This window comes from Sediminibacillus albus, assembly GCF_900101125.1.
Taxonomy (GTDB): Bacteria; Bacillota; Bacilli; order Bacillales; family Amphibacillaceae; genus Sediminibacillus; species Sediminibacillus albus.
This window is the reverse complement of the sequence record NZ_FNFL01000002.1, coordinates 344,662-368,199: the sequence shown is the minus strand read 5'-3', so window position 1 is coordinate 368,199 and position 23,538 is coordinate 344,662. Positions and strand designations below refer to the sequence as shown.

The 23,538-nt window shown below is 41.8% G+C and carries 23 protein-coding genes, 1 pseudogene and 1 riboswitch; of the genes and pseudogenes, 3 read left to right on the top strand and 21 right to left on the bottom strand.

Features of this window, described 5'->3' with window-relative positions; translation table 11 throughout:
- Positions 1-159 precede the first annotated feature (159 nt).
- The gene (locus BLR93_RS07845; protein WP_093212994.1) at positions 160-882 is read left to right on the top strand and encodes a GntR family transcriptional regulator; all 723 of its coding nucleotides are present in this window, start codon (positions 160-162) and stop codon (positions 880-882) included.
- Between the two features lie 499 nt (positions 883-1,381).
- Here BLR93_RS07845 and BLR93_RS07840 read toward each other — a convergent pair whose 3' ends face one another.
- The 6 genes and pseudogenes from BLR93_RS07840 to sinI form a co-directional block, all read right to left on the bottom strand.
- Positions 1,382-1,912, bottom strand: coding sequence for an AAA family ATPase (locus BLR93_RS07840; RefSeq protein ID WP_093212992.1), 531 nt, complete (start codon positions 1,910-1,912; stop codon positions 1,382-1,384).
- A gap of 50 nt (positions 1,913-1,962) precedes the next feature.
- Positions 1,963-2,667 (bottom strand): annotated as a pseudogene (locus tag BLR93_RS07835) (IS1595 family transposase); the annotation flags it as partial.
- Between the two features lie 84 nt (positions 2,668-2,751).
- Positions 2,752-4,689, bottom strand: a complete 1,938-nt coding sequence (gene nagE, locus BLR93_RS07830; RefSeq protein ID WP_093212990.1) for an N-acetylglucosamine-specific PTS transporter subunit IIBC — start codon at positions 4,687-4,689, stop codon at positions 2,752-2,754.
- A gap of 356 nt (positions 4,690-5,045) precedes the next feature.
- Complete coding sequence (locus tag BLR93_RS17995) at positions 5,046-5,192, bottom strand: hypothetical protein (protein WP_175559272.1); 147 nt, start codon at positions 5,190-5,192, stop codon at positions 5,046-5,048.
- Positions 5,193-5,692: 500 nt separating this feature from the next.
- Positions 5,693-6,031, bottom strand: coding sequence for a helix-turn-helix domain-containing protein (locus BLR93_RS07825; protein ID WP_093212988.1), 339 nt, complete (start codon positions 6,029-6,031; stop codon positions 5,693-5,695).
- Positions 6,032-6,109: 78 nt separating this feature from the next.
- Positions 6,110-6,244 carry a DNA-binding anti-repressor SinI gene (sinI, locus tag BLR93_RS07820; protein WP_093212986.1) on the bottom strand — a complete coding sequence of 45 codons (135 nt, stop codon included), beginning with the start codon at positions 6,242-6,244 and terminating at the stop codon, positions 6,110-6,112.
- Positions 6,245-6,268: 24 nt separating this feature from the next.
- Positions 6,269-6,354: riboswitch (cyclic di-GMP riboswitch) on the bottom strand.
- A gap of 368 nt (positions 6,355-6,722) precedes the next feature.
- Here sinI and BLR93_RS07815 point away from each other — a divergent pair.
- Together BLR93_RS07815 and BLR93_RS07810 are read left to right on the top strand one after the other, a co-directional pair.
- Positions 6,723-7,322 (top strand): class D sortase, encoded by a 600-nt coding sequence (locus BLR93_RS07815; protein ID WP_093212984.1) that lies wholly within the window; start codon positions 6,723-6,725, stop codon positions 7,320-7,322.
- A 187-nt stretch (positions 7,323-7,509) separates the two neighbouring features.
- Positions 7,510-9,528, top strand: a complete 2,019-nt coding sequence (locus tag BLR93_RS07810) for a penicillin-binding transpeptidase domain-containing protein (protein ID WP_093212982.1) — start codon at positions 7,510-7,512, stop codon at positions 9,526-9,528.
- A 51-nt stretch (positions 9,529-9,579) separates the two neighbouring features.
- Here the strand turns inward: BLR93_RS07810 and BLR93_RS07805 are convergent, their stop codons facing one another.
- From BLR93_RS07805 to BLR93_RS07735, 15 genes are all read right to left on the bottom strand, one after another.
- Positions 9,580-10,206: a bifunctional 4-hydroxy-2-oxoglutarate aldolase/2-dehydro-3-deoxy-phosphogluconate aldolase gene (locus BLR93_RS07805; protein WP_175559293.1), complete on the bottom strand. Its 627-nt coding sequence runs from the start codon at positions 10,204-10,206 to the stop codon at positions 9,580-9,582.
- A 91-nt stretch (positions 10,207-10,297) separates the two neighbouring features.
- Positions 10,298-10,861 (bottom strand): 6-phospho-3-hexuloisomerase, encoded by a 564-nt coding sequence (hxlB, locus tag BLR93_RS07800; protein ID WP_245690090.1) that lies wholly within the window; start codon positions 10,859-10,861, stop codon positions 10,298-10,300.
- A complete protein-coding gene (hxlA, locus tag BLR93_RS07795; protein WP_093212978.1) occupies positions 10,862-11,479 on the bottom strand; it encodes a 3-hexulose-6-phosphate synthase in 618 nt (205 codons plus the stop codon).
- 44 nt (positions 11,480-11,523) lie between these two features.
- Positions 11,524-12,477: a sugar kinase gene (locus BLR93_RS07790; protein ID WP_093212976.1), complete on the bottom strand. Its 954-nt coding sequence runs from the start codon at positions 12,475-12,477 to the stop codon at positions 11,524-11,526.
- A 79-nt stretch (positions 12,478-12,556) separates the two neighbouring features.
- Positions 12,557-13,837, bottom strand: coding sequence for a TRAP transporter large permease (locus BLR93_RS07785; RefSeq protein WP_093212974.1), 1,281 nt, complete (start codon positions 13,835-13,837; stop codon positions 12,557-12,559).
- On the bottom strand, positions 13,834-14,328 hold the full coding sequence (locus BLR93_RS07780; protein WP_093212972.1) for a TRAP transporter small permease: 495 nt from the start codon (positions 14,326-14,328) through the stop codon (positions 13,834-13,836). The genes BLR93_RS07785 and BLR93_RS07780 overlap by 4 nt, the downstream gene beginning before the upstream one ends.
- Positions 14,329-14,559: 231 nt before the next feature.
- Positions 14,560-15,570 (bottom strand): TRAP transporter substrate-binding protein, encoded by a 1,011-nt coding sequence (locus BLR93_RS07775; protein WP_175559292.1) that lies wholly within the window; start codon positions 15,568-15,570, stop codon positions 14,560-14,562.
- A gap of 1 nt (position 15,571) precedes the next feature.
- Positions 15,572-16,579 carry a LacI family DNA-binding transcriptional regulator gene (locus tag BLR93_RS07770; protein WP_281241692.1) on the bottom strand — a complete coding sequence of 336 codons (1,008 nt, stop codon included), beginning with the start codon at positions 16,577-16,579 and terminating at the stop codon, positions 15,572-15,574.
- Between the two features lie 793 nt (positions 16,580-17,372).
- Positions 17,373-17,537, bottom strand: coding sequence for a dihydrofolate reductase family protein (locus tag BLR93_RS18265; RefSeq protein WP_245690104.1), 165 nt, complete (start codon positions 17,535-17,537; stop codon positions 17,373-17,375).
- Between the two features lie 82 nt (positions 17,538-17,619).
- Positions 17,620-18,870 carry an RNA polymerase sigma factor gene (locus BLR93_RS07760; protein WP_093213473.1) on the bottom strand — a complete coding sequence of 417 codons (1,251 nt, stop codon included), beginning with the start codon at positions 18,868-18,870 and terminating at the stop codon, positions 17,620-17,622.
- The gene (locus BLR93_RS07755; protein ID WP_093212964.1) at positions 18,867-19,304 is read right to left on the bottom strand and encodes a YciI family protein; all 438 of its coding nucleotides are present in this window, start codon (positions 19,302-19,304) and stop codon (positions 18,867-18,869) included. The genes BLR93_RS07760 and BLR93_RS07755 overlap by 4 nt, the downstream gene beginning before the upstream one ends.
- A 349-nt stretch (positions 19,305-19,653) precedes the next feature.
- Entirely contained in the window at positions 19,654-20,325 is a 672-nt protein-coding gene (locus tag BLR93_RS07750; protein ID WP_093212962.1) for a class I SAM-dependent methyltransferase, read from the bottom strand.
- 51 nt (positions 20,326-20,376) lie between these two features.
- Positions 20,377-21,351: an ABC transporter ATP-binding protein gene (locus BLR93_RS07745; protein WP_093212960.1), complete on the bottom strand. Its 975-nt coding sequence runs from the start codon at positions 21,349-21,351 to the stop codon at positions 20,377-20,379.
- Positions 21,344-22,330 carry an ABC transporter ATP-binding protein gene (locus BLR93_RS07740; RefSeq protein WP_093212958.1) on the bottom strand — a complete coding sequence of 329 codons (987 nt, stop codon included), beginning with the start codon at positions 22,328-22,330 and terminating at the stop codon, positions 21,344-21,346. The genes BLR93_RS07745 and BLR93_RS07740 overlap by 8 nt, the downstream gene beginning before the upstream one ends.
- A gap of 2 nt (positions 22,331-22,332) precedes the next feature.
- Positions 22,333-23,535, bottom strand: coding sequence for an anhydro-N-acetylmuramic acid kinase (locus BLR93_RS07735; protein ID WP_217629279.1), 1,203 nt, complete (start codon positions 23,533-23,535; stop codon positions 22,333-22,335).
- Positions 23,536-23,538: the final 3 nt, after the last annotated feature.

The following is a 23,538-nucleotide window of genomic DNA, read 5'->3' as shown; positions in this document are numbered from 1 at the left end:
CCAATAAAATAACACAATGATATATAGTTGTCTATACATTAATATAAGTATATACATCATCAGCTGTTTTTGGTAAAATTTTTATAATAGCTTTTCTTGTTTTCACTGAAATAATTCGTAAACAAACGACAAAATAAAGTTAAATGAAAGGAGATTGACATGGTCGATAAAAATTCGCCCTTACCTATATACTACCAATTGGAAGAAGAAATAAAACAGCTGATCAACTCGGAACAGCTTAAGCCTGGGGAACTGCTGCCATCCGAGCGTGAGTATGCAGAAAAACATAACATCAGCAGGATGACAGTCAGACAGGCAATCAATAATTTAGCATCTGAAGGTTTGTTGTTTCGCCAAAAAGGCAAAGGGACATTTGTAGCGGAACAGAAGTTCGAGCAAAACTTGCAGGGATTGACGAGCTTTAGTGAAGATATGCGAGCACGCGGTTTACAGCCATCCAGCAGACTGGTCAGCTTTGCAGAGAAAAGTGCCGATGAAAATATTGCTGCAAAGCTGCAAGTCAATCAAGGAGAAGCTATATTCCAAATAGAGCGCATCCGTATGGCCGATCAATCTCCTTTAGCAGCCGAAACGATATATACACCAAAAAAAATTGCCGGAAACATGACAAAACAGGATTTCGCGCCTTCGTTTTATGAATATATAGAGAACACGCGCGGTTACAAAATTAAGCACGCCAATCAGGAAATTGAATCTGCTTTAGCGACTCAAAAGGAAATTGACCACTTACAACTTGAACCAGGCGATCCAGTCTTATTGATTGAACGTCTAACCTATTTAAATACAGATGAACCCTTTGAATATGTTATTTCTGCATACCGTGCCGATAAATACAAATTCAAACTGCAAATGCCCCGCTGACAAAGCCGGGCGAACCAGTTTAGTTAGAAATACACTAAAAAGACCCGGAATACAGGGGCTTCAGCTTGTAGAGAAAATCTGGGTTTTTCTGCAAGCTATTGTATTGCCCTACCGTCCTTGGGAGTGAATTCTACTCGCTTTCCGCGGACGAACGCCCGAGCCTCCTCGCGGGAAAACCACCCGTCTGCAGGTTCTAGGTTCTCTGTCGATCGTTTTTCCGCAGGAGTCCCGGAAACTTCACTCCCAGGGTCCAATATAATGAAAAATCATGACCATGCCATCTAATTCTCGGATAACAAAATCAGGCAGTTAATTCGTTTATTTCTCTAAATAAAAAAGGATCTGTTAAAGTTTAATGTTGATATATATAGAAAAGAGAGGACTTCTAAATACTTGGAAGTCCTCTTTGGCATTATTGTCTTTATTGAACTAACGCAGCCGTAGCTTAATAAGAAACGAGCTTTTATTAGCTGCTTTTGTTGAAAAACAAAATACTTTTTTAGGGTAGATTTAACTTTTCACCTATATTGTCAACAACGGTATTTATGCTAACGTTCTCAGTGTCTATGTACTCTCCAAAATTGTATTCGTTATATGCTTTTAAACACTTATCAGTTTGTTGAAAACACCAATTTCCTTCTTCTTCACCACGTTCCCGTAGCCTTTCATAAATAGTATCTTTACTAGCTGCTAAACAGAAATGATATGTATGTTCATCAGTACTGTTAAACCCATTAAAAATATAGTTAAAGTATTCCGGCTTTCTAATAGTCATAGGTACAATTAAGTTAACATTGTATTTAGATACTATAAGGCTAGCAACCTTAACTGTTAACTCTCTCCATAGTTGTAAGTCTTGGAAATCTCCTGTCTCTGCTTCAAGTCTTTTTATATCTTCAGTTAAAACATTCCTTAACAAATAGCCTACTTCTTCAGGGTCATATAATATACTGTTTTCAATAACTTTCAGAAGTTCATTTGAGATAGTGGTTTTACCGACTCCGAAAGCACAATTTATCATTACTATCATTAGTATCACTCCTATCCTAATAGTTTGTCTTTTATCTAAGTTATTCTTATTCAACTCTCCTGCTCGGTTAATTTAATAAAGTAGCAATATTTACCCTTAAACTTAGATAACCTAAGTGTATCATAGACTTCCGTACTTGGAATTAAATTCCTTTTTATTGTCATGTCGTTGATTGGAACTTCATTTCGCTGATGATGGATGCTCTCTAACACTTGAAACCAGGCAAAGTAATTGTTCAGATACTTGGTCGCCACTCCGTTAAATCGCTGTATCCATCCTTTAAGCCTTCGGTGGTAGTTGTTGACATTCTGGATGTGATAAAGCCCCTTGGTGCGAATGTTACCGTCAGGTTTGAACTGGTAAATATTCATCCCTAACGTCTGGAAAAAGTAACCTTGTCATGGTCTCTTACGACCAATAAAACACACCTGCCCCTTGCTTATCCCACGTTTCTTTGCGGCACCGCCTCGTTTACTTGGCTTTCTATCCTTAATCTTCCTTTGTCCTTTTTCAGCGTACAGGAAATAGGTCTCGTTCATTTCAACGATACCTTGGAAATTTGTCAGTTCCATTCTGCTGATTTACTAAGGGAATACCCCTCTATCATAATCGACAAATTTCATCCAACGATTGAGATGAGGGGTTCGATACAGTATGGTATTGGTGAGGTCCGTAAAAGTCTTTCTGCAAGCCTTGCAGCGATAACGTTGTTTCTTCATTTCTTCACCATCTACGATAGTGAAGTATTTTCCAAACCAACAAACTTTAACAAGATCCAAATAGAAAAGGCTGTCGAGAAAGTCTCGACAGCCTGGAGACCCGGAATACCGGGTCTTTTTTTATTGTTTATGAAATTCGATGATATTCGTCTGGTTCTTTTGAATCTCGCCAGTGTGAGTCAACTTCACATGATTTTCTTCGCCAAGATTGGTAAAGATAATCGGTGAAATAGCTGAGGCAGCATTTTCTTTCACATAATCGAGATCGACTTGTAATAGCTTGTCGCCTTTCTTGACACGCTCCCCTTCACTAACGAATACATCAAAGCCTTTCCCGCCTAACTGTACAGTCTCTAACCCAACATGGACTAATATTTCATGTCCGCTCTCTGCTTTTATACCTATTGCATGCTTTGTCGGGAAGACGTTAATAACTTCCCCATCAACAGGGGCAACAAATAATCCGTCAGCAGGATCAATAGCGAAACCCTCACCCATCATTTTTTGAGAAAATACTTCATCTGGCACTTCTGTTAAATCTATAATTTTTCCTTTGGCAGGCGCTGCAAAATCTTCCTGTGCCAGAGGCTGAAGTGTCTCCTTCGGTTCTGGCTGCTGCTCTTCTTTTGCGTTTTCACTGCCGCCAGGTGCCTCCATGTTGTTGTTCTCCATTCGTTTTCTCATAGCTTCTGCAAGAAAATCGACTGTAGTACCAACAATCACATGTAAGTTCTTCTTATTCAATTTCATGACACCATTGGCTCCCTGCCTTTTTAATGCCTTTTCATCTACCTGTTCCATATTATTCATTTCAAGTCTGAGCCTGGTTGCACAGTAGTCCAGCGTCTTAATATTATCCGGGCCTCCCAGAGCTTTTAAATAATGATAAGCTTTCGAATCATAAGTATTAGCTCCTTTATCGGCTATGCCGCTTTCCTCTGCATGCTCTACATCCTCATCTTCTCGGCCTGGTGTCTTCAAATCGAGTTTAATAATCAGGAAGTAGAAGATAACAAAGTAAATGGCTGCAAAAACCAGTCCTTGTACAAACAGAATTAATGGATTTTGAGCGATTCCAAAGTTCAATACATAATCAATAAAACCAGCTGAAAAACCGAATCCATGTCTGATATCAAGCCATAGCGCAACCATCATTGAAATACCTGTTAATACAGCATGAACAAAGTAAAGCAATGGTGATAAAAACATAAATGAAAATTCAATCGGCTCTGTAACCCCAGTTAAAAATGCTGTAAAACCGATACTGAACAGCATTCCGCCAACAGCCGCTCTTCTTCCTTTTTTTGCAGCTGCATACATTGCTAGACACGCTGCCGGCAGACCAAACATTAAAATCGGGAAAAAGCCTGCCAGGAATGTTCCAGCAGATGGATCTCCCTGCAGGAAGCGGTTAATCTCGCCTCGAACAGCCTCATCGGCTCCTTCAGGTACAAATGATCCAAAGTCAAACCAGACAAGTGTATTAATGACATGGTGAAGTCCGATTGGAATCAGCAAACGGTTGAAGAAACCATAGGAGCCAACACCTAGTGCTCCAGCACCAAGCATCCATTCTCCCAATCCATTGATCACTGATTGGATCGGCGGCCAAATGATACCGAAAATACCTGCTAAAATCACCATGACGACCGCAGATATAATCGGCACGAATCGCTTGCCGCCGAAAAATGCCAGCCAATCAGGCAGTTTTATATCGGAATACCTGTTATAAAGCAAGCCGGCAACAATACCAGCTATTATCCCTCCAAATACTCCCATATCTAAATCATCGCCAAAGGATTGTACTCCGCCAGTCAGCACCAAATAAGCTACGGCCCCTGACAGGGCTGCTGCGCCACTTGCATCACGGGCAAACCCCATAGCGACACCAATCGCAAAAATAAGTGCGAGATTTTGTAAAATGCCATTACCGGCTTGACTGATAAACTGGATATCCAGCAAATCCTCGGCTCCCAGTCTCACTAACAAAGCAGCTGCCGGCAGCATGGCAATAGGAAACATTAATGATTTACCAATACGCTGCAAAAACGCTAACATTCTATACACTCCTCTAAAAATTATGCTATGTGAAAACGTTATCCAAAGTATAACACCAATCATATATAGTCGTCTATACCAATTTTTGATAGAAGAATTTCCCTGCTAACCGAAAGAATTATTTACGGTAGATAGGAGGACTCTCCTTAGGTTGTTGAAAAAATAATTTTATATTCTACATTCTCTGCACTATTTTGCACAAACTGGGGCTCTATTATTAGTGCAACTTGTTTTTTATGTACACTGTCTGCACTTGCTAAAAAGCATACATTCAGCTGCTGCCCACCGTAAAATGCATGAGAAAAAGCGTTGACTTATCAACGCTTTTTCTAAAAAATGCTTTCATTAGTTTATAATTACGCATTGTTTGTTTTTGCGATCTGATGCTGGTTAAGTTCTTTAATTAAGTGCTCGATAAATTCATGAGAGTCATTTATTTGGGAATTCTCGGTTTTATCAATTAATTTAGTCAACACATTTTTATACATTTCTTGTTCTTTCATTCAATCACCTCGTTTTAAACATTTTGGCTATCTATTCTATTAAATTAAATGGCGGAATCTTCAAAAAATAAACTTTCATTTTTTTCTCAATGTTTATACTATACCATCATTCATAGCCGTAAGCGATAACTTTTTTCATAATCTGACAATTTTTTTAAGCAGGTTTCTCATAACAACTAGCAGTCAGCGGATTCGTCAAATGATAAATATCTCTAGGAAAAACACCCAGTTCGGAGAAGGTAATTTCCTAAGCGGCCATATTAAAGAAAGGCCAGAAGGCGGATTATTTCTTACCAGGAATTCTATAAACCCATACCCGTGAATAGCCCTTAATAACCATGCAAATGATAATTATGAAAATAAAATCCCGCTTTGTAGCCGGGCCAACAGTGAGGTCATTGTTTCGTAATGGTTGAAAGCCTCTTAATCGTCCGGGAAGATAATAGAGCAAAAAAAATACCCTCCAGCAATCGCTTTCGGGTATTTTCGGCTGTTCATTATTATTCATTATTGTTTTGGTTAATTCTCCAGCGGTTAAATTCGAGAAATTCTCTGAATTGTTGTTTGGACACCCCTGAATCCATGGCATCTTGAACGAGTTTCAGCCAATCTTCATCCAGCTGCTTTTTCATTTCTTCGCTGTCTTCCTTCATTAACAGGTCATTGATAGATACGCCTAATACAGCACTGACTTTTTCAATGAATTGAATCGATGGATTTGTTTGCAGGTTGCGTTCAATCGAGCTCAAATAAGATTTCGCCACACCCGCTTGATCTGCCAATTCAGATAAGGACATTTTTTTCTCTTGACGCAGTTGCTTGATTTTTTCCCCGATCAAGGCCATTCACCTTCTTTCACAAGGATTATATCATAAAAGAGGTGAATGGTTCTATATAAAGCACATCTACATAAAAAGTTATTCTTCCTCCATGGACGTGTTCTGTAAAATGAATACCCTTATGTCTTCTACTTTTAAACCGATGCTCTTTGCTTCTTCCATTAGTTGAACCCAATCTTTATCTAAAACGGAGCTATCCAGCGTTTCCAACATTAAATTTTACCCTCCAATTTTCTGTCAGGCAGCACAGCCATCCTTGCACACAGGGCTTTAGATCTGTTGCTTTGCGTCCTTATTTTTCAATAAGTTTGCCTTTTTACTGAAGAAGCAATTTTCGTTATGATAAATATACTATATTCTTAACTCGTATGATACGGTTTATTTTGTCTAATAAGAACTAGTTTTGCAGGCAATACAATCGCCAATCGGCAAAAACAAACGCTCCCTTTTTACAATTTCTGTCATAAAAGTCGACCAACCGTGTATGATAGTGCCAGTTTTTCAGCTGCACACGTGCCTCCTGTCTTTATAAAAGCCGGTATATCAATAAATTTTTAGATTTTGCGCAGTTTTTGTCTATTGTTTTAGCAGGTGAAAACTGATAAGTTTGACCTGAATAGATAGAAAATTATAGTGGCGACGAATCCATTCTCAGAGATAAGTATAGATAACAAGGAAGAGGGCGTTTTGGATGAAAAAAATCTCGTTGTTATTAATGGTAGCCGGTTTAGCCTTGTTAAGCTACGGCTTTTTTCAGTATGTTAAAGCAGAGCGTGCGCAACAGGCTAGTTTGGCAGAAGCCCACAGTCTGCTCGATAAAGGGAAGAATGATTCGCTAATAAACAATGGCAAGAAAGACCTTCACCCGGAAAACCATACAGCATTCCTCCCATCTCTGGGAGAAACAGTTGGTATCCTGTCTATTCCAAAAATAAACGCCGAACTTCCAATAGTAGAGGGCACAGATCCTGAGGAACTGGAAAAAGGCGTCGGTCATTACAAGGGAACGGCCTACCCTATGGAAAATGACCAGATCGTTTTATCAGGACACCGGGATACGGTATTCAGACGGATGGGTGAAGTAGAGGTTGGGGATATTTTCATTGTCGAACTCCCTTATGGACAATTTCGCTACCAAATGGAAAGTTCGAAAATCGTGGATGCCGAAGACAGATCTGTGATTGTTTCAACGGCCCCAAAAGAAGTATTAACGATAACAACATGTTACCCTTTCTCCTATGTGGGCAACGCCCCCGAACGTTACATTATTACCGCAGTGCCTATCGATTAATTAGCCAGCGGTTATCCTTCCAAGTTCTTAGACGAAGATTTAGTTATAAGGTATAATAGTAGCTGGAATCTTTTTACTATAGGGAAGAATGATTTCCATTTCAATCAAGCTGATTCCTTAAGCAGGCTCATGCTTTTTATAAAACAAATAGAAACAGGTATATAGAGGGAAAGGAAGGTCTTTCATTATGAAAAGAATTTACAGCATTTTGGCCATGATTGCTTTAGCTGCCACATTGGCTGCTTGCTCTGATGACGAGGTAACTCCTGAGGAACGGGTAAAGGAATTTGTCAGTCATTGGAATGAGCAAGATTTTGAAGCAATGTATGAAATGGCGTCTTCAGAATCTCGTGAAGCATATCCTACCGAGCAATTCGTGGACCGCTATCAAAAAATTTATAGTGATTTGAATGTAGAAAATTTAAAGGTAAGCTATCAAGCTCCGGATGAAAATGAGGAAGAGAGCTCAGAAGAAGGTACTGCTTCCTTTCCAATCTCTGTCGAAATGGATACAGTGGGAGGACCAGTTTCTTTCGAATATGAGGCTTCTTTAACGAGAAAAGAAAATGAAGATGGAGAAGCCAATTGGTTCGTTGAATGGAATCCTGGTTATATTTTTCCTCAATTAAAGGATGGAGGGGAGATATCCTTACAGTCAGAAGCTCCTGTCCGCGGCGAGATTTACGACCGGAATCAAAACGGATTGGCCATAAATGAAGAGATTTATAATATCGGCGTCGTGCCTCAGGAATTCGGAGACGATGAACAGGAAACAAAAGAGAAAATTGCTGAATTACTAGCAATTGATGTAGAAACGATTGATACAGCACTTGATGCCAGCTGGGTACAGCCAGACTCCTTTGTTCCATTGAAAAAGGTTCCAAAATCAAACGAGCAATTGGATAAATTGTTTGCTTTAGCGCCAGTCGTACAGCAATCAACTACCGGAAGAGTGTATCCATACGGCGAAGCTGCTTCCCACTTAGTCGGATATATTGGAAACGTAACAGCAGAAGAATTGGAAGAAGCAGATCCAGGAGAGTATTCCAATGGAGACTTGATCGGGAAACGTGGATTGGAACTGCTTTTCGAAGATAGGCTGAAAGGAAAACCTGGAATGAAGATAGTCGTCACTAAAGAAGGAGAAGACGAGCAAATCCTTACCGAAACAGAGGTGGAAGACGGAGAAGACATTACCGTAACCATCGACGGTAAACTACAACAGACAATATACGAAGCATACCAGGACAAAACCGGTACGGCAGCCGCTATTCATCCACAAACCGGTGAAACAATGGCATTAGTGAGCGCTCCCGGATTTGATCCAAATGAGTTAGCTTATGGAATTAGCTCGGCCCGATTGACAGAATTACAGGAAGACGAGCAAAAACTACTGCAAAACAGATTCAGCGCCACGTTCGCTCCTGGTTCGGCAATCAAGCCGATTACTGCCGCCATTGGATTAGAGAATGGGACAATTGATCCAAATGAAGCGATTGAAATAAAAGGAGAGACGTGGCAGAAGGATGAATCATGGGGCGATTACCGAGTACGGAGAGTCTCCGAAGGCAGTCCAGTTGATGTCACGGATGCGCTTATTCGATCTGATAATATCTATTTTGCCCAGAAAGCTTTAGAAATGGGATCAGACAGCCTAATCAGCGGACTTCAGCAATTTGGTTTCGGTGAGGATTTTCCATTCACTTATCCTATTGAAGGATCCACTATTTCCGGTTCTGGGGAAATTGACAGTGAAGCATTGTTAGCCGATACCAGCTATGGCCAGGGACAAATGGAAATGAGCTCCTTGCATATGGCAGCAGCTTACACTGCATTTCTTAATGAGGGCAATATGATAAAACCAACTTTGGAAGATAAGGAAGACGACAGCCAGGTTTGGAAAGAAAGTGTTGTATCCAGTGAACAAGTTGGCGTTATCCGGGACGCCCTGCGCAAAGTAGTGACAGCTTCCAACGGTACAGCCCACAGCGCTGATATGGAAAATATCCAACTATCTGGAAAAACTGGTACCGCAGAGCTAAAACAGAGTCTCGATGATGAAAATGCGGAAGAAAACGGCTGGTTTGTTGCTTATCCACAACAAGAAGACTTGCTCATCAGCATGATGGTTGAGCACGTGAAGGATGAAGGCGGCAGCCACTTTGTCGTTGATCGTGTTCAGGAAATATTCCAGGACTACAGATAAGATAAAATAAAGAGAGCCTTCTCCTGGATGGAGAAGGCTCTCTTTATTTTTTTAAACTTGCATCCACTTTTCTGCAGCTGCAGTCAATGCCCCCCAATTCTTCGTTTCTATATATTGATTGTTTATCAAAGCGCCGCCTGCGCCAACTAGCGTAGCTCCGGCCTCGAAAAAATCTGCAGCATTGGTTAGATCTATCCCGCCTGTGCACATAATCGGAATGTCACTTAAGGGGCCTTTGACGTTTTTGATGAAGTCAGCACCCAGTGTTCCTGCAGGAAATACTTTAACCATATTTGCACCTAATCGGATAGCCTCCACCATTTCTGAAGGCGAAAAAACTCCAGGTATGACAAGTAAACCACGGGCTTTTGCTGCAGTAACCACTGCTCGATCAAAATTTGGCGATACAATGAATTCAGCTCCCGCCGAAACTGCCCGCTCAAAATCATCCATATTTATTACTGTTCCAGCGCCTATCACTGCTTGTTTCCCGTATCGATCCTTTGCTTCTTTAATCAATTGGTCTGCGGACGGACTATCCATCGTAACCTCGATAGCGGAAATACCGCCGGAGATTAATGCTGTAACAATAGCATGAAAGTCTTCAACAGGTACTTTTCTTACGACTGGTATTACCTTTGCTTGATATAAACGGTCAATTGTTTGTTTTGTCTCCATATACATCCCCCTTTTAGCAGTAAAAATATAATATACGGAATTTCCTATCATTTAAAGCAGTTTGCTGTTTAAAAGGATAAAGCTTTCCCCGCTATTCCAAGTTAGCGTGCTGTTGTTTTAACGATTCATGTGACGTATGCTTGAATTTTTCTATAGTGAAGATGACAGCAGCGTCTAAAACTAAATGTAAACTTTGATCAAACTGGTTGCCCAGTGGTTGAATTGTCGCAGGCTCATGAGCCAGTCTTTTTTTGGTAGCTGTCGGCAGATAGACCGATACATCCGCCAGCCTGCTTAAAGGCGATTCCGGATTTGCCGTGACAGCTGCTATCCTTGCTTCAGCAGCTCTTGCTTTTTCTGCTTTTGTATAAGTACCACCGGTCGAACCGGAACCCGATAAAGCTACATATAAATCCCCTTTCGATATGCTTGGGGTTATCGTTTCCCCTACGACATAAACCTCAAAACCGGCATGCATCAGCCGCATGGCAAAAGCCTTTCCCATTAGGCCAGAACGTCCTTCCCCATCGATAAAAATGCGTTTGGCACTGTTCAAATGGGTGGCGAACTGTTCCACACGTTGACTATCGATATTAGTAAGCACACCGGAAATCTCTTGGCTTACTGTTTGAATAATTCGTGTTATATCTGTCATTTACATCATTCCTTTTATGAGTTGTGCTGCTTTTCCCCGGTCTTCTGCTTTGGTAATTGCACTACCGACAATAATCACATTTGGCCGATACGTTAAAAAGGCTGGAAGGCTGACTTGATTAATGCCTCCCGCCACTGCCGTTTCCACGTTGTCCAATCCTTCGACAAGCTTGAAGTGGCCGGCATCTAATCCACCATTGCTCTGCTCATCTTTGCCGATGTGCAGCGATAGTAAGTCCGCTCCATTGGCAACGAGCTCTTCCACCTTTTCCCTGCTCCTGATACCAAGCAAATCAACCATGATCCGCTTGTCTGCTTTCTTTGCAGTCTGGATACAATCCTGGACGGTTTGCATGGGGGCAAAGGCCATGACTGTGGCGATGTCCGCTCCGGCATCCAGCGCCAGTGCAGTTTCATGCTTGCCAGCATCACAAATTTTCATATCTGCGACAACTATTTTGTCTGGATATTTCTGCTTCATTTCTTTTATGATTCCCACACCGAATTCTTTGATTACCCCTGTACCGATTTCAATGAAATCAACAGATTCCTCGACTGCTTCTACAACAGCGAAGCATTCCTTTCTTGGTAATCTGTCGAGTGCTACTTGCAGCTTCATTTTTTCACTCCCCTTTTCACTAAATCCTGGCTAATAAAATGCATTTAGCGCTCGATCACCTTTTTCTCCCCTAGTAATTCCAGTACTTCATCTTTATCAGGCAAGCCTTCATTGTCGCCAGCTACTGAGACTACCAGTGCTCCTACCGCATTTGCAAAAGTGAGCATCCGTTTCGGTGCCCAGTCCTGTGTACAAGCATAAATAAAGCCAGCATCAAAACCGTCTCCGGCGCCAACCGTGTCTACCACTTTTCCGACTGAAAATCCTGGGACTTCGCAACGTTCTCCCTGAATATAGCCGACACTGCCAGCTGACCCTTTTTTAATAATGATTGATTCGATATTAAATGGCTGCAATTGTTCGACGAGAAGCTTTTCGTCTTCTTCCAAATCGAATAAAAAGCTCAATTCTTCTATACCGGCCAATAAAATGTCTACATCAGGAAGAAACGACGTCAAAACCTCTCGCGCTCTTGCTTCGCTCCAAAGCTTCAATCGGATATTTGGGTCAAAGGAAACTTTTAAGCCATGTTTCTTTGCCAATGAAACAGCTCTTCTTACCAATTCAATGTTTTTATCAGATATAGCTGGAAAAACCCCTGTGATGTGGAGGACTTTTGCCTGCTTAATGTAGTTTTCTTTGATATCCTCCATAGTCAATGTTTCTGTAGGAGACTTTTCCCGGTAGTAAAAAGTTTTTCCCTCTCCGGACTCTCTGATTTCTTTAAAATTGACAGAGGTTGGATATCCTTCTACCAGCCGGGCTTCTGTGACATCGATACCTTCGCCGCGCATAAAATTCAGTACATACTTGCCGAACTCATCCTGGCCAAGCCGGCTGATCCAGCCGGTACTTAACCCAAGCCGCGCGCAGCCAACTGCAAAGTTGAGCTCTGCACCGCCAACCTTTCGCTCAAATTCGTTAACAAACCGCATCGGTCCTGTGTTTTTGGGATTAAAAGTAATCATCCCATCTCCTATAGTTATAACATCCAGCATGCTAAACACTTCCTTCTACGATGATACGAAAAGCAGCCGAACATGTAGCTCGATGTTTTGGCTGCTTTTCGATTGCTTATTAAAAATCAAACATTTCCGGGAGCCACATGAAAATGGCTGGTACAAATGCGACTGCCAGGATGACAACCAATATTATTCCGATATAAGGCAATACAGCTTTGAACGATTTGCCAATTTGCAGTTTGGCTATCTGGCTCGCAAGTAGCAGACATAAACCGTAAGGCGGCGTTACTAAGCCGATGGCCAAACACATCATGATGACAACCCCAATATGAATGGGGTCAATACCTAAAGTTAATGCTGTCGGCAAAACGATTGGCACGAATAAAATGATGGCTGGAACCGTATCGAGTATCATCCCGATTAACAAGAATAAGAGAATGACCGCTACAATAAACATCCATTTATACGGCATGTTTTGTGTGAAAAAGTTGCCGATGATAACTGGAACATTATAATAACTAATCAATCGACCGAGCGCACTTGCTGCCGCTAAAGCAAACAGTGTCAGTGAGCTTAGCTTTAGGGTATCGTAAAGGATCGGCATCAAATCTTTTACCTTGATTGTCCGGTAAAAGAAGAAGGATAAAATAAACGCATACAGACAAGCGATAACAGCTGCTTCTGTCGGTGTAACAATTCCCCCGACAATCCCGCCTAAAATGATTACAGGAGTAAGCAGCGGCGGCAGGCTTTTGATTCCTTCTTTTAAAACCTCGACCATTTTCAAACGTTGATGGCTTGGATAACCGTGTTTCTTTGCAACAAAGTTTACGTAAATCATTTGGGCAACTCCGATAGCAACCCCTGGTATAATCCCCGCCATAAACATTTTTCCTACCGATACGTTGGCGATACTTCCATAGATAACCATCGGGATACTCGGAGGAATGATCATGCCCATGGTGGAGGATGCTGCTGTAACAGCTACAGAAGTTTCCTTGCTATAGTTTTCCTTTAACATGTTCGGAATCAAAATTTTCCCTACACCCGCCGTATCGGCTGTCGATGCGCCAGAAATCCCGCCAAAAAACATGGATACGACGATATTCGCTTGTGCCAGTCCACCCTTAATGTGGCCTACGAGCGATACAGCAAACTTGATCAGCATGTCTGAAATTTTTCCCTGGTTCATAATATTGGCCGCCAGAATAAATAAGGGAACAGCCAGTAAAATAAATGAATCCAATCCGGAAAACATCCGCTGTACTACTGTGGTCATTGGAATCGTATCAAGCATGGCAATTCCTGCATAAGCAGTAACAGCTATAACAAAAGCGATCGGCAGTCCGATAACCAACAATACAGCAAATAATAGTACTAACAGCAGTCCTGTCATGCTTGATACCCTCCTTTATGTTTACGATAGTTAAGAATCTCTTCTATCAAACTCTCTAAAGCATAAATAATGAAAGTTATACCTGTAATAGGTAAAACCAACCAGATGTAGCCTTGTTTAAGCTGCGGCATGCTGTTAACTGTCCATCCCCAAAATTGCTGGCTGATTTGATAACCATCCGTTACCATTACATAACCGAACCAGATCAAAATCACCTGGATAATCATCTGCAATACAAGCAATGGAAGCCCTCTTAATTTATCCAGCAGTATCGATAACTTAAAATGTTCTTTATCCCTCAGCGTTATCGCTGCCCCGAAAAAGACCATCCATATAAACGAGTAGGTAGCAATCGTTGATGCCCAAAAAACTGCAATTCCCGGGATATATCTGGAAGCAACTTGCAGAATGACACAAAAGATAAATACGATGAAAAAGATTGCCGCTAATACTAATTGAGCTTTCGCTATCCCATTGATGACTTTTTTCATTTACAACACCTCTTCTCTACTTAAGAAAACGAATAACTTCTAATTAGAATGGGACAGCCTCCGCTCATGGACAGATGTCATTCTTGCCCATGGAGGGACTGTCCCCTGACATGCCTTGTTAATGTCCCCCGACAATAAAGGCTAATTGGTTTGCATTTCTCTATTTATACAGCTATATCTGCTAACCCCTTTGTTTGGCTTTCCCAGCAGAGCTTGTACTTTTTTGCTTGCTTATTTTAAGTCTTGTACTTTTTGATAAAGGTCTTCCATCCCTAGATCCTTGACAGCATCTTGTCTGATTGGTTCAGTTAAATCAACAAATGGCTGTTTATCTACTTCATTTACTTCTACTCCTTGTTCTTTCATAGCTTTCAACGATTCTTCCGCTAATTCATCGTCAGCTTTTAGTGCTGCCTCTGTAGCTTCAGTTGCCGCTTTTTCAAATGCTTGTTTTTGTTCGTCATTTAACTGGTCATACACTCTGTCAGCAGTAAAGAACAAGCGGGTAGTGAAGTCGTGCTCCGTTTCGGAAATATACGTTGCCAGCTCATGATGGCTTGCTTGGTAAATATTAGTAAAGTCATTCTCTGCAGCATCAATTACTTTGTTTTGCAAAGCCTGGTACATTTCATTCCACGCAACGTTTGCTGGCTGTGCGCCAAATGCTTTCCAAGTATTTTGTACGACGGGCGAATTCTGGACACGTACCTTCACGCCTTTTAAATCTTCTGGCTGTTCAATCGGCTTGAAGCCATAGTAATTACGAACACCAGCAGACCAGTAACCTAACATTTTGAAGGACGTATTCTCTTCGATTTTGCTAAACAATGTTTCACCAACTTCGCCATCAACTACTGTTTTCCAATGGTCACGGCTTTCGAACAAGTATGGAAGAGCAAAGAAGTCAACCTCTTTTACTGCCTGTGTCATAAACCCAGGAGATGCTACGACCAAATCTACGGATCCTGATTCCAAGTTTTGCACTAATTCGTCTTCATTCCCGCCTAAAGCACCGTCTGTATGAATTTCGACAGTCACATCGCCATCTGTTTCCGATTCAATAACTTCTTTAAACTTTTCGAAACCCACAGCAAACGGGCTATCCGCATCCAATTGAGTAGCTGCAATTAAGTTAACGCTTCCATTTTCTGCGGCATTGCCATCTTCTGTATCAGCCCCGCCGCATGCTGCCATTACACTCAAAACGATTGCAGAGAATAAAATTCCTAAGCGCTTTTTCATATTATAAAACCCCTTTGTTTTGTAGTTTTGCTTCACTTGATTCTCGTATATTAATAGATGCCTCATAAAGATATTTTTTGTTTTCTACTTCTTTTTTGTTAATTAAGTCCATCAGTAAACTGGCTGCTTTCTGTCCCATATCATAAAAAGGCTGATTAATTGTGGTAATTGGCGGGTCATGGAATTCAGCTAAATGCACTTCGTCAAATACCATTAGAGCAACGTCGTCAGGAACTTGTATCCCTTGCCGGTTGATATACCGGATGATTTCTATTAAAACCAAGTCACTGGCTGCCAGAATTGCTGTTGGAGGTTCAGTGAGCTGGCTCATCTGTCTGCAAACTTCCTGCACGTCATCCATTTCCACATGGTGAACGTATGATTCCTGAATGGGTATGCTTGCCTGCTGTAAGGCCCGCTTATATCCTTCCATTCTCTCTATTCTTGTACTAACATTCATTGGAGCGGAGATCAAAGAGATTCGGGTATGCCCAGCTTCTATCCAATGATTGATCGCCTGCTCTGTGACATCCTGGTTATCAACTACAACTGTTGGAATAGCCAATCCATTAACATAGCGATCAAGAAATACCACTGGGATATTTCTATGAATCAAGCTTTGATAGAGCTCCCGATTATGATTGGTAGGAACGATGATTAATCCATCAATTTGCTTTGCTAACAGCATATCTACATATTTTCGTTCTTTTTCAGGATTGTCATCCGCATTACAAATAATTGTATGATATTCATAGTTATAGCAATAATCTTCAATAGATCTGCTGACCACTGTGGAGTAGCGGTGCATAATGTTCGAAATGATCACGCCGATGGTAAGCGTTTTCTTTTGTTTTAAACTTCTTGCCACCGTATTAGGCTGGAACCCCAATTCTTCAATGGCCTCAGCAACTTTCTTCTTTGTCTCTTTTCCCATGTAATGGAATCGCTTATTTACATATTGGGAAACCGTACTCGGTGACACTCCTGCCCTTTGGGCTACATCTTTAATGGTGACGGTTTTTATAGCATTTGCCCCCTCTCCTGTATCCCATCCACCTTCCCTCTCGAAAATTAGATAGGAACTCAGTAACCGTTTTCATATAACTTATTACTAAAACGGTTTAGTAAATCGATTTAGTTAGAGTATAATGTAAACGGATTCAAAAATCAACCCTAAAAAATAATTGGAACTAAAAAAGGATCACCCTTAAAGTGTCGGATAACATGGGTGATCCTTTTAAACCTCTTTATCAAACGCTCCCTATTGCGGAAGACAAGAATTTCCCTCTCACTTTCTCATCATAGGGAATGAGTAAATTTTAACAATTTAATCACTCTTATTTTGATTAACCGTTTTGATATCGTTCATTGTAGGCGTCCTTTCACAGAGGCTGTCCTGCGGATTCCCCGGTTCGTAGGTGACAGATCGGCCTAAGTCGGGGGTGTCATAACGAATAAAGAATCGAGAACCTGCTGCAAGACGCTCGTAGAACACGTCCTCCCACCAGTGCATAGAGCAAGCCAACGGAGTACATACGAGATTACTGAAAGTCTCGACGCAGAGGTTCACCCCGTTATTTGTCATACTTTTTGACGCCGTCTCAAGTTGAATACAAATCTCCAGTTTTGTCTTGTTTTCCTATTGGGTAAGTAGCACCGTTTCTAAATGAGATACTTAAGGTTCCCGTCCGACAATATCGTCAGAACCCGTCGATCAGCTCGAAGACCGACTTTGTCCCAGCGCACCGAAAAACTTAATATTTATCAACCCTAACCACTTCTTTGTGGATTTTCCACATTCCTTACTGGTTGATATGTATGAAGTACGGCTCCTTTTTTGCATCAGACAAGTCCTTGAATAATGGTAATCCACTTCCAAACGCAATAGGATTAACAATCAATCGATATTCATCGATAAGGCCAAGTCTTGAAAGGATCTGTACGAATCCCGCACCACCGTGTGCCATGATTTCCTTGCCGGGTATACAGAGGCGGGTGTAAATAGCAGGAAATACACTGATGCAGTAAAAGCGTATAGGAAACGATGCTTCAGGACTCACATTCATTTGCCCGGTTCAGTAAAAGCTCTTTCTCACGGTCATTCCGGGTCATCGACGCCGCACGTTGAAATTCTGTACGAGCTTCACCGAACCGCCCTAGCTTGACCAGAAGATCGCCGCGAACGCTAGGCAGTAAATGATATCTCTTTAGGGAAGGTTCGCCACTCAGCTCGTCGACAATCTGTAGTCCGAAAGAGGGTCCAAATGCCATTGATATGGCAACCGCCCGGTTTAATTCGATGATTGGCGATGGAGTTGCCCTGGACAGTGCTTCGTAAAGGGCAGCGATACGGATCCAATCGGTCTCATCTGCAGTAGGAGCTTCCGCATGACAAGCAGAAATCGCAGCCTGCAACGCGTATGGACCGAGTGTGCTTCCAAGTTCCTGGCTGCGTTTAAGTGCCGCTAATCCACGACGGATCAGCAGTCTATCCCACTTTGCCCGATTTTGGTCCATCAAAAGTACGGGTTCACCTGTAGCGCTAACCCGAGTTTTAAAACGCGAAGATTGAATCTCCATTAAGGCAACCAGTCCGTAAACTTCTGATTCATGTGGTGCGATCTCGGAAAGTACGCGTCCGAGTCTCAGTGCCTCCTGACATAGCAGCGGTCGAATCCAGTGATCCCCAGAGGTTGCTGAATACCCTTCATTGAACATCAGGTAAATCACCTCGAGTACAGCAGACAGACGTTTTTTACGTTGTTCTCCCGTAGGTACCTTAAAAGGAACCTTCTCGGCCCTAAGGGTTCTCTTGGCCCGAACTATCCGCTGTGCAATCGTCGATTCGGCAACGAGAAAAGAACGTGCGATTTCATCTGTAGTAAGTCCGCATAACAGGCGAAGCGTTAGGGCAACTCTGGCATTTGGTGATAACACTGGATGGCAGGTCATAAAGACCAGACGAAGGAGATCGTCACCGATTTCCCCGTCCAAAGCCTGATCTATATCTTCCTCCTTATATTCCATACCGCGGGCGATCTCTACATACTTCTGATCACGCAGCTTCGTCCTGCGCATAAGATCAATCGCGCGCCGCTTCGCCGTTGTCATCAGCCAGGCACCCGGATTGTCTGGAATGCCGGTCTCCGGCCATCGTTCTAGGGCAATTACCAAAGCATCCTGGGCAAGATCTTCTGCAACACCCACGTCCCGTAGCATTCGGGTTAAACTCGCAATTAGCTTTGCCGACTCCATTCGCCATATCGCATCAATGGTTCGATGTGTTTGGGACAACGTCACCAACCTTTTTTCTGCTCCTTAACTTGTTTGCGAAGTGTTGCTTCTTTTGCCAGTGATTCAGGATTGGCCACAACGTCCTCCAACTCGAACACCTGCCTGAGTTCAATCTCGCCCTGTCCATATCCGTGGGGATCCGGCATGCGAAGAGCCCATTCAATAGCTTCTTCCCTCGATTTAACTTCAATTAGCGTATATCCCGCGATCAACTCTTTTGCCTCAGTAAAAGGCCCATCCATTACCTTTGGTTTTTCTCCGGGCTCCGGATAGGAAATCCGGATTCCACTTGAGGTAGGCTGCAGGCCATCAGCTGCGAGTAACACACCGGCCTTTACCAATTCCTCGTTATACTTTTGCATAGCATCAATAAGTTCCTGGCTTGGCATAACCCCCGCTTCTGAGTCTGTTGTAGCCTTGACAATCATCATAAATCTCATATGTTTTTACCTCCTATTTTATTGTGAAGCTTCGTGTACCGATGTAAAAACCTTTTGGGTAATCCCGCTTCTATTTATACGACGAACTAATCTTGACTGAATCGACAGCGATTATAAATTTTTTTCGGTCTCCCTAATACTTTCGTCGGCTGAAAGTAAAATCCTTTTATGAACAGACTGTACATTCAATGCGGAGAGCAAGTTATCAGAGAGATGGCAAAGTCTTCTTCACAAAATTCAACATTAATTTCAGTCTATTTGTGTCACTAACAGATCTATAATACACTGCACAGTTTAATATAGTTACGAAACAAAAAACCACTTAATATTAAGTGGTTTCGTTACATTCTTATTTAAGCTTCATTGTTAAAATGAGCGATAAAGGCTGCCCTGTTTCTGGGTGGATTGGTTCTTTGCACGCATACAACCCATATCCGCTTTCATTGATGACGTCTATCCAACTCGATATTGTTCGGAAGTACCATGGCATTGATCGGACATAATCATCGCCCATGGTTGAAAAATCCTCTTCACGCCAGCCGCTTTTATAATTAGATGATTGACTGTTGAAGGGGTGGACTGTCTGGATAATGATCGTTCCATCGGAATCCATTATTTGGCTGCAAGCTTTCAGGATCTGTGTAATATTTTCCGATAAAAGTGAAAAATTGAATACTACCACATCATATGATTCTCCTATTGATTTAGGATTATTTATAAATTGATCATAGGTAAGCAGATGAAAGGTGCCGCTTCCTTGCTCTTCTGCGGTCTGAATTAGTTTTTGGCTTCCATCAATTCCTACGGTGTCCATTCCTCTGCTCGTTAAAGAACGTGCAAGCCAACCTTCGCCACAGCCCATATCCAACACCTTTTTCGGAGAGTACGCTAGGACGTTGTCGATAATCGCTTTTTTTGTTGATAAGTTTCTGCTTTCGATTTTGTTCCCTTTTATCGTTTCGATCCATGCTTCCCCATTAACTTCCCAACTCTCGATTAAAGCTGATTCCAATTTTTCCATCGTTAGCTCTCCTTTAGTACGACAAGTGATTATTCGCTTTTTTTCGCTCTGCTAATCATATAAATGGCAAGCAAGCCAATGATTGGGTTCCCTTTCAACAAAGGCAGGTTTTTCTACCTTACAACGTTCGTGAGCTTGCGGGCATCTTAATCTAAACGGACAGCCTGAAGGTGGATTAGACGGGTCCGGAACATCCCCCTGCAAAACGATTCTTTCCTTCTTTACGGTTGGATCATGGGAAGGTATTGCAGAAAGAAGTGACTGTGTATAAGGATGCATCGGTTTTTGATAAAGGTTTTCGGTGGCAGCCATTTCTACCATCTGCCCCAAATACATTACTCCGACACGGTCACTCACATGCTTTACTACATTTAAATCATGGGAAATAAAAATATAGGTTAATTTCAGATCCCTTTGAAGCTCAATTAACAAATTTAAGATTTGGGCTTGGATCGAGACATCTAGGGCAGAAACAGCCTCGTCCAAAATAATTAACTTAGGATTTAATATCATTGCTCTTGCGATGCTTATCCGCTGCCTTTGTCCCCCGCTAAATTCATGGGGATGACGATGGATCTGCTCTTTTGTCAAACCAACTTTCTCAGCGATACTTAACACTTTTTGCTCGGCTTCTTTCTTGTTATAAATCCGGTGTGTTAATAACGGTTCAAGAAGTAAATTTTTCACTGTCATCCTGGGGTTCAGTGAGCTATAAGGATCTTGAAAGATTAATTGCAAATCCTTTCTCACTTTTCGAAAGTCTTTTTTGGAGTATTCCAAAAGGTTTATACCATTATAGTAAACTTCGCCTTCTGTCGGTTCCAGCAGTCGAAGAATAGAACGGCCTGTGGTTGATTTCCCACAGCCGCTTTCCCCAACTAAAGAAAAGGTTTCTTGTTCTCTGACTTCAAAGCTAATATCATTCACTGCTCGAACATAATTTTTGGTTCTTTTAAATACCCCTTCTTTAATAGGAAAATATTTTTTAAGGTTCTTCACTTCCAACACTACCTGTTGTTCAGCCATTGATAACTTCCTCCTTTCCATAGAGCCAGCATCTGCTTTGATGGTCTGTTCCGACAGAAAATAAAGGAGGGGCTTGCTCCCTGCAAATTGCAGTGGCATAAGGACATCTCGAAGCAAATCTGCAGCCGCCTGTTAATTGCTTCGGAGTAGGGACTGTCCCAGGAATGGAATATAAATCCCTTGTTCTGTCTCCCAGCGACTTTACTGATTCCAAAAGTCCTATCGTATAAGGGTGGGTTGGGTTACTGAATAAATTTTCGACAGTAGTCTCTTCGACAATCTCACCGGAATACATTACTGCCACTCGCTCGCATGTTTCTGCTATGACTCCCAAGTCGTGGGTTATCATTAAAATGGAAGTATCATAGTTTTCCGTCAAATCGCTCATCAAGTCTAATATTTGCGCTTGAATTGTTACGTCTAAAGCGGTGGTCGGCTCATCTGCGATCAGTAATTTTGGATTGCAGATGAGCGCAATAGCAATCATAATTCTCTGTCTCATTCCGCCGGATAATTGATGAGGATACTCGGCCATTAGTTGCTTTGGTCTTGATATTCCTACCTTTTCCAGCATTTCTATTGCTAATTCCTTCATTTGCTTTCTGCTATAGGTTCCATGGAACCTAAGCACTTCCATAATTTGATGTTCAATGGGATATAAGGGGTCCAACGCTGTCATCGGCTCCTGAAATATCATGGAAATATCATTCCCTCTGACCTTAAGCATCTCTTTGTTGGGCAATTTGGTCAGATCCTTAGACTCTTCAAATAAAATCTTTCCTTCTCTTATGTTCAATGGGGCCGGGAGCAGGTTCATAATGGACAGGGAGGTTAAACTTTTGCCGCTTCCGGATTCCCCCACGATTCCATACTTTTGCTTTTTATTAATAGTTAGATTGACATTGTTTATCACATTGAATTTTTTTCGGTCCGCATGTAAATCAATCGACAGATTTTTAATTTCAAGCACAGGATTCATATTTAATTCCCCCTCCATGAGAAGACCCGCTTGTAGGCGCCCGGTTGAGTATAAGCTACTTTCCCCATTATCACAGGATTTTTAGCACCTGTAGCAGAGGGGGATTGATTGTACTGGCCTTGAAGGCAATGATAACCCAGAACTGCAAAGGCTACAGCTTCTTTCAAATCACTGGATATTCCGAAATGCTCATGCGTGTAGACATTTTTTTCTGGAAGGTTTTCTTTTATCTGCTTCATCAAAAAAGGGTTATAACTTCCTCCCCCACCAATTATCACTTCATCCAAATTATTTCCATCTACTTCCAGAAAGCGCTGGTAACTGTCTGCGATTGTTCGGGCACTCCATGCTGTTACAGTGGAGACTATATCCTCGCTTGGAAGGTCTCCTGCCATATGAATAACTTTGTCTACAAAATCAGCCCCGAATAATTCACGTCCTGTTGTTTTGGGCGGCTCAATTACTAAATACGGATGGTCCAGCAATTTGTTTAGGAGCTTTGTATTAATATTTCCCTGGAAAGCAAGTTTTCCGTCTTTATCATAATTTTCTTTTCCATTGCTGATGCGCGTTACAACCTCATCAATCACCATGTTTCCCGGCCCTGTATCAAAAGACTGGACATCTTTATCTGTGCCGTCTTTAGGTAGATATGTAACATTTCCAATACCCCCTATATTTTGAATAGCGCGGGAATATTTCTCACTCTTAAACAGGATATAATCCACAAAAGAAACCAATGGTGCTCCTTGGCCTCCGGCTGCCATATCAGCGGTGCGGAAATCACCTACAGCTGTAATGCCTGTAACTTCTGACAAAACCGACAAATCACCTATTTGCAGCGTTCCAGGGACTGCTGTCAATCTTTTACCGCCAGCAGGGTTGTGGTAGATTGTCTGTCCATGAGAGCTAATATAAAGAACATCCTCTTTTTGTTTATTTGCCTTCACCAGTAAATCATTTACGATTTTCCCCATTTCTTTCCCAAGGTACATATTCATCGAACAGATATTTTCCAATGAAGCAGTTAATGGAGAACATAATTCTTTTAACTCCTCCCTTAGCTCCTTCGGGAAGGAAAAAGATAGTGAATCTATCACGTTTACTTTTGTCTCTGTGTACTTCCCGCTTATTTCAACAAGGACAGCATCAATACCATCCAGAGATGTACCGGACATTAAACCAATACCTAGATGTTTTTCCACTCT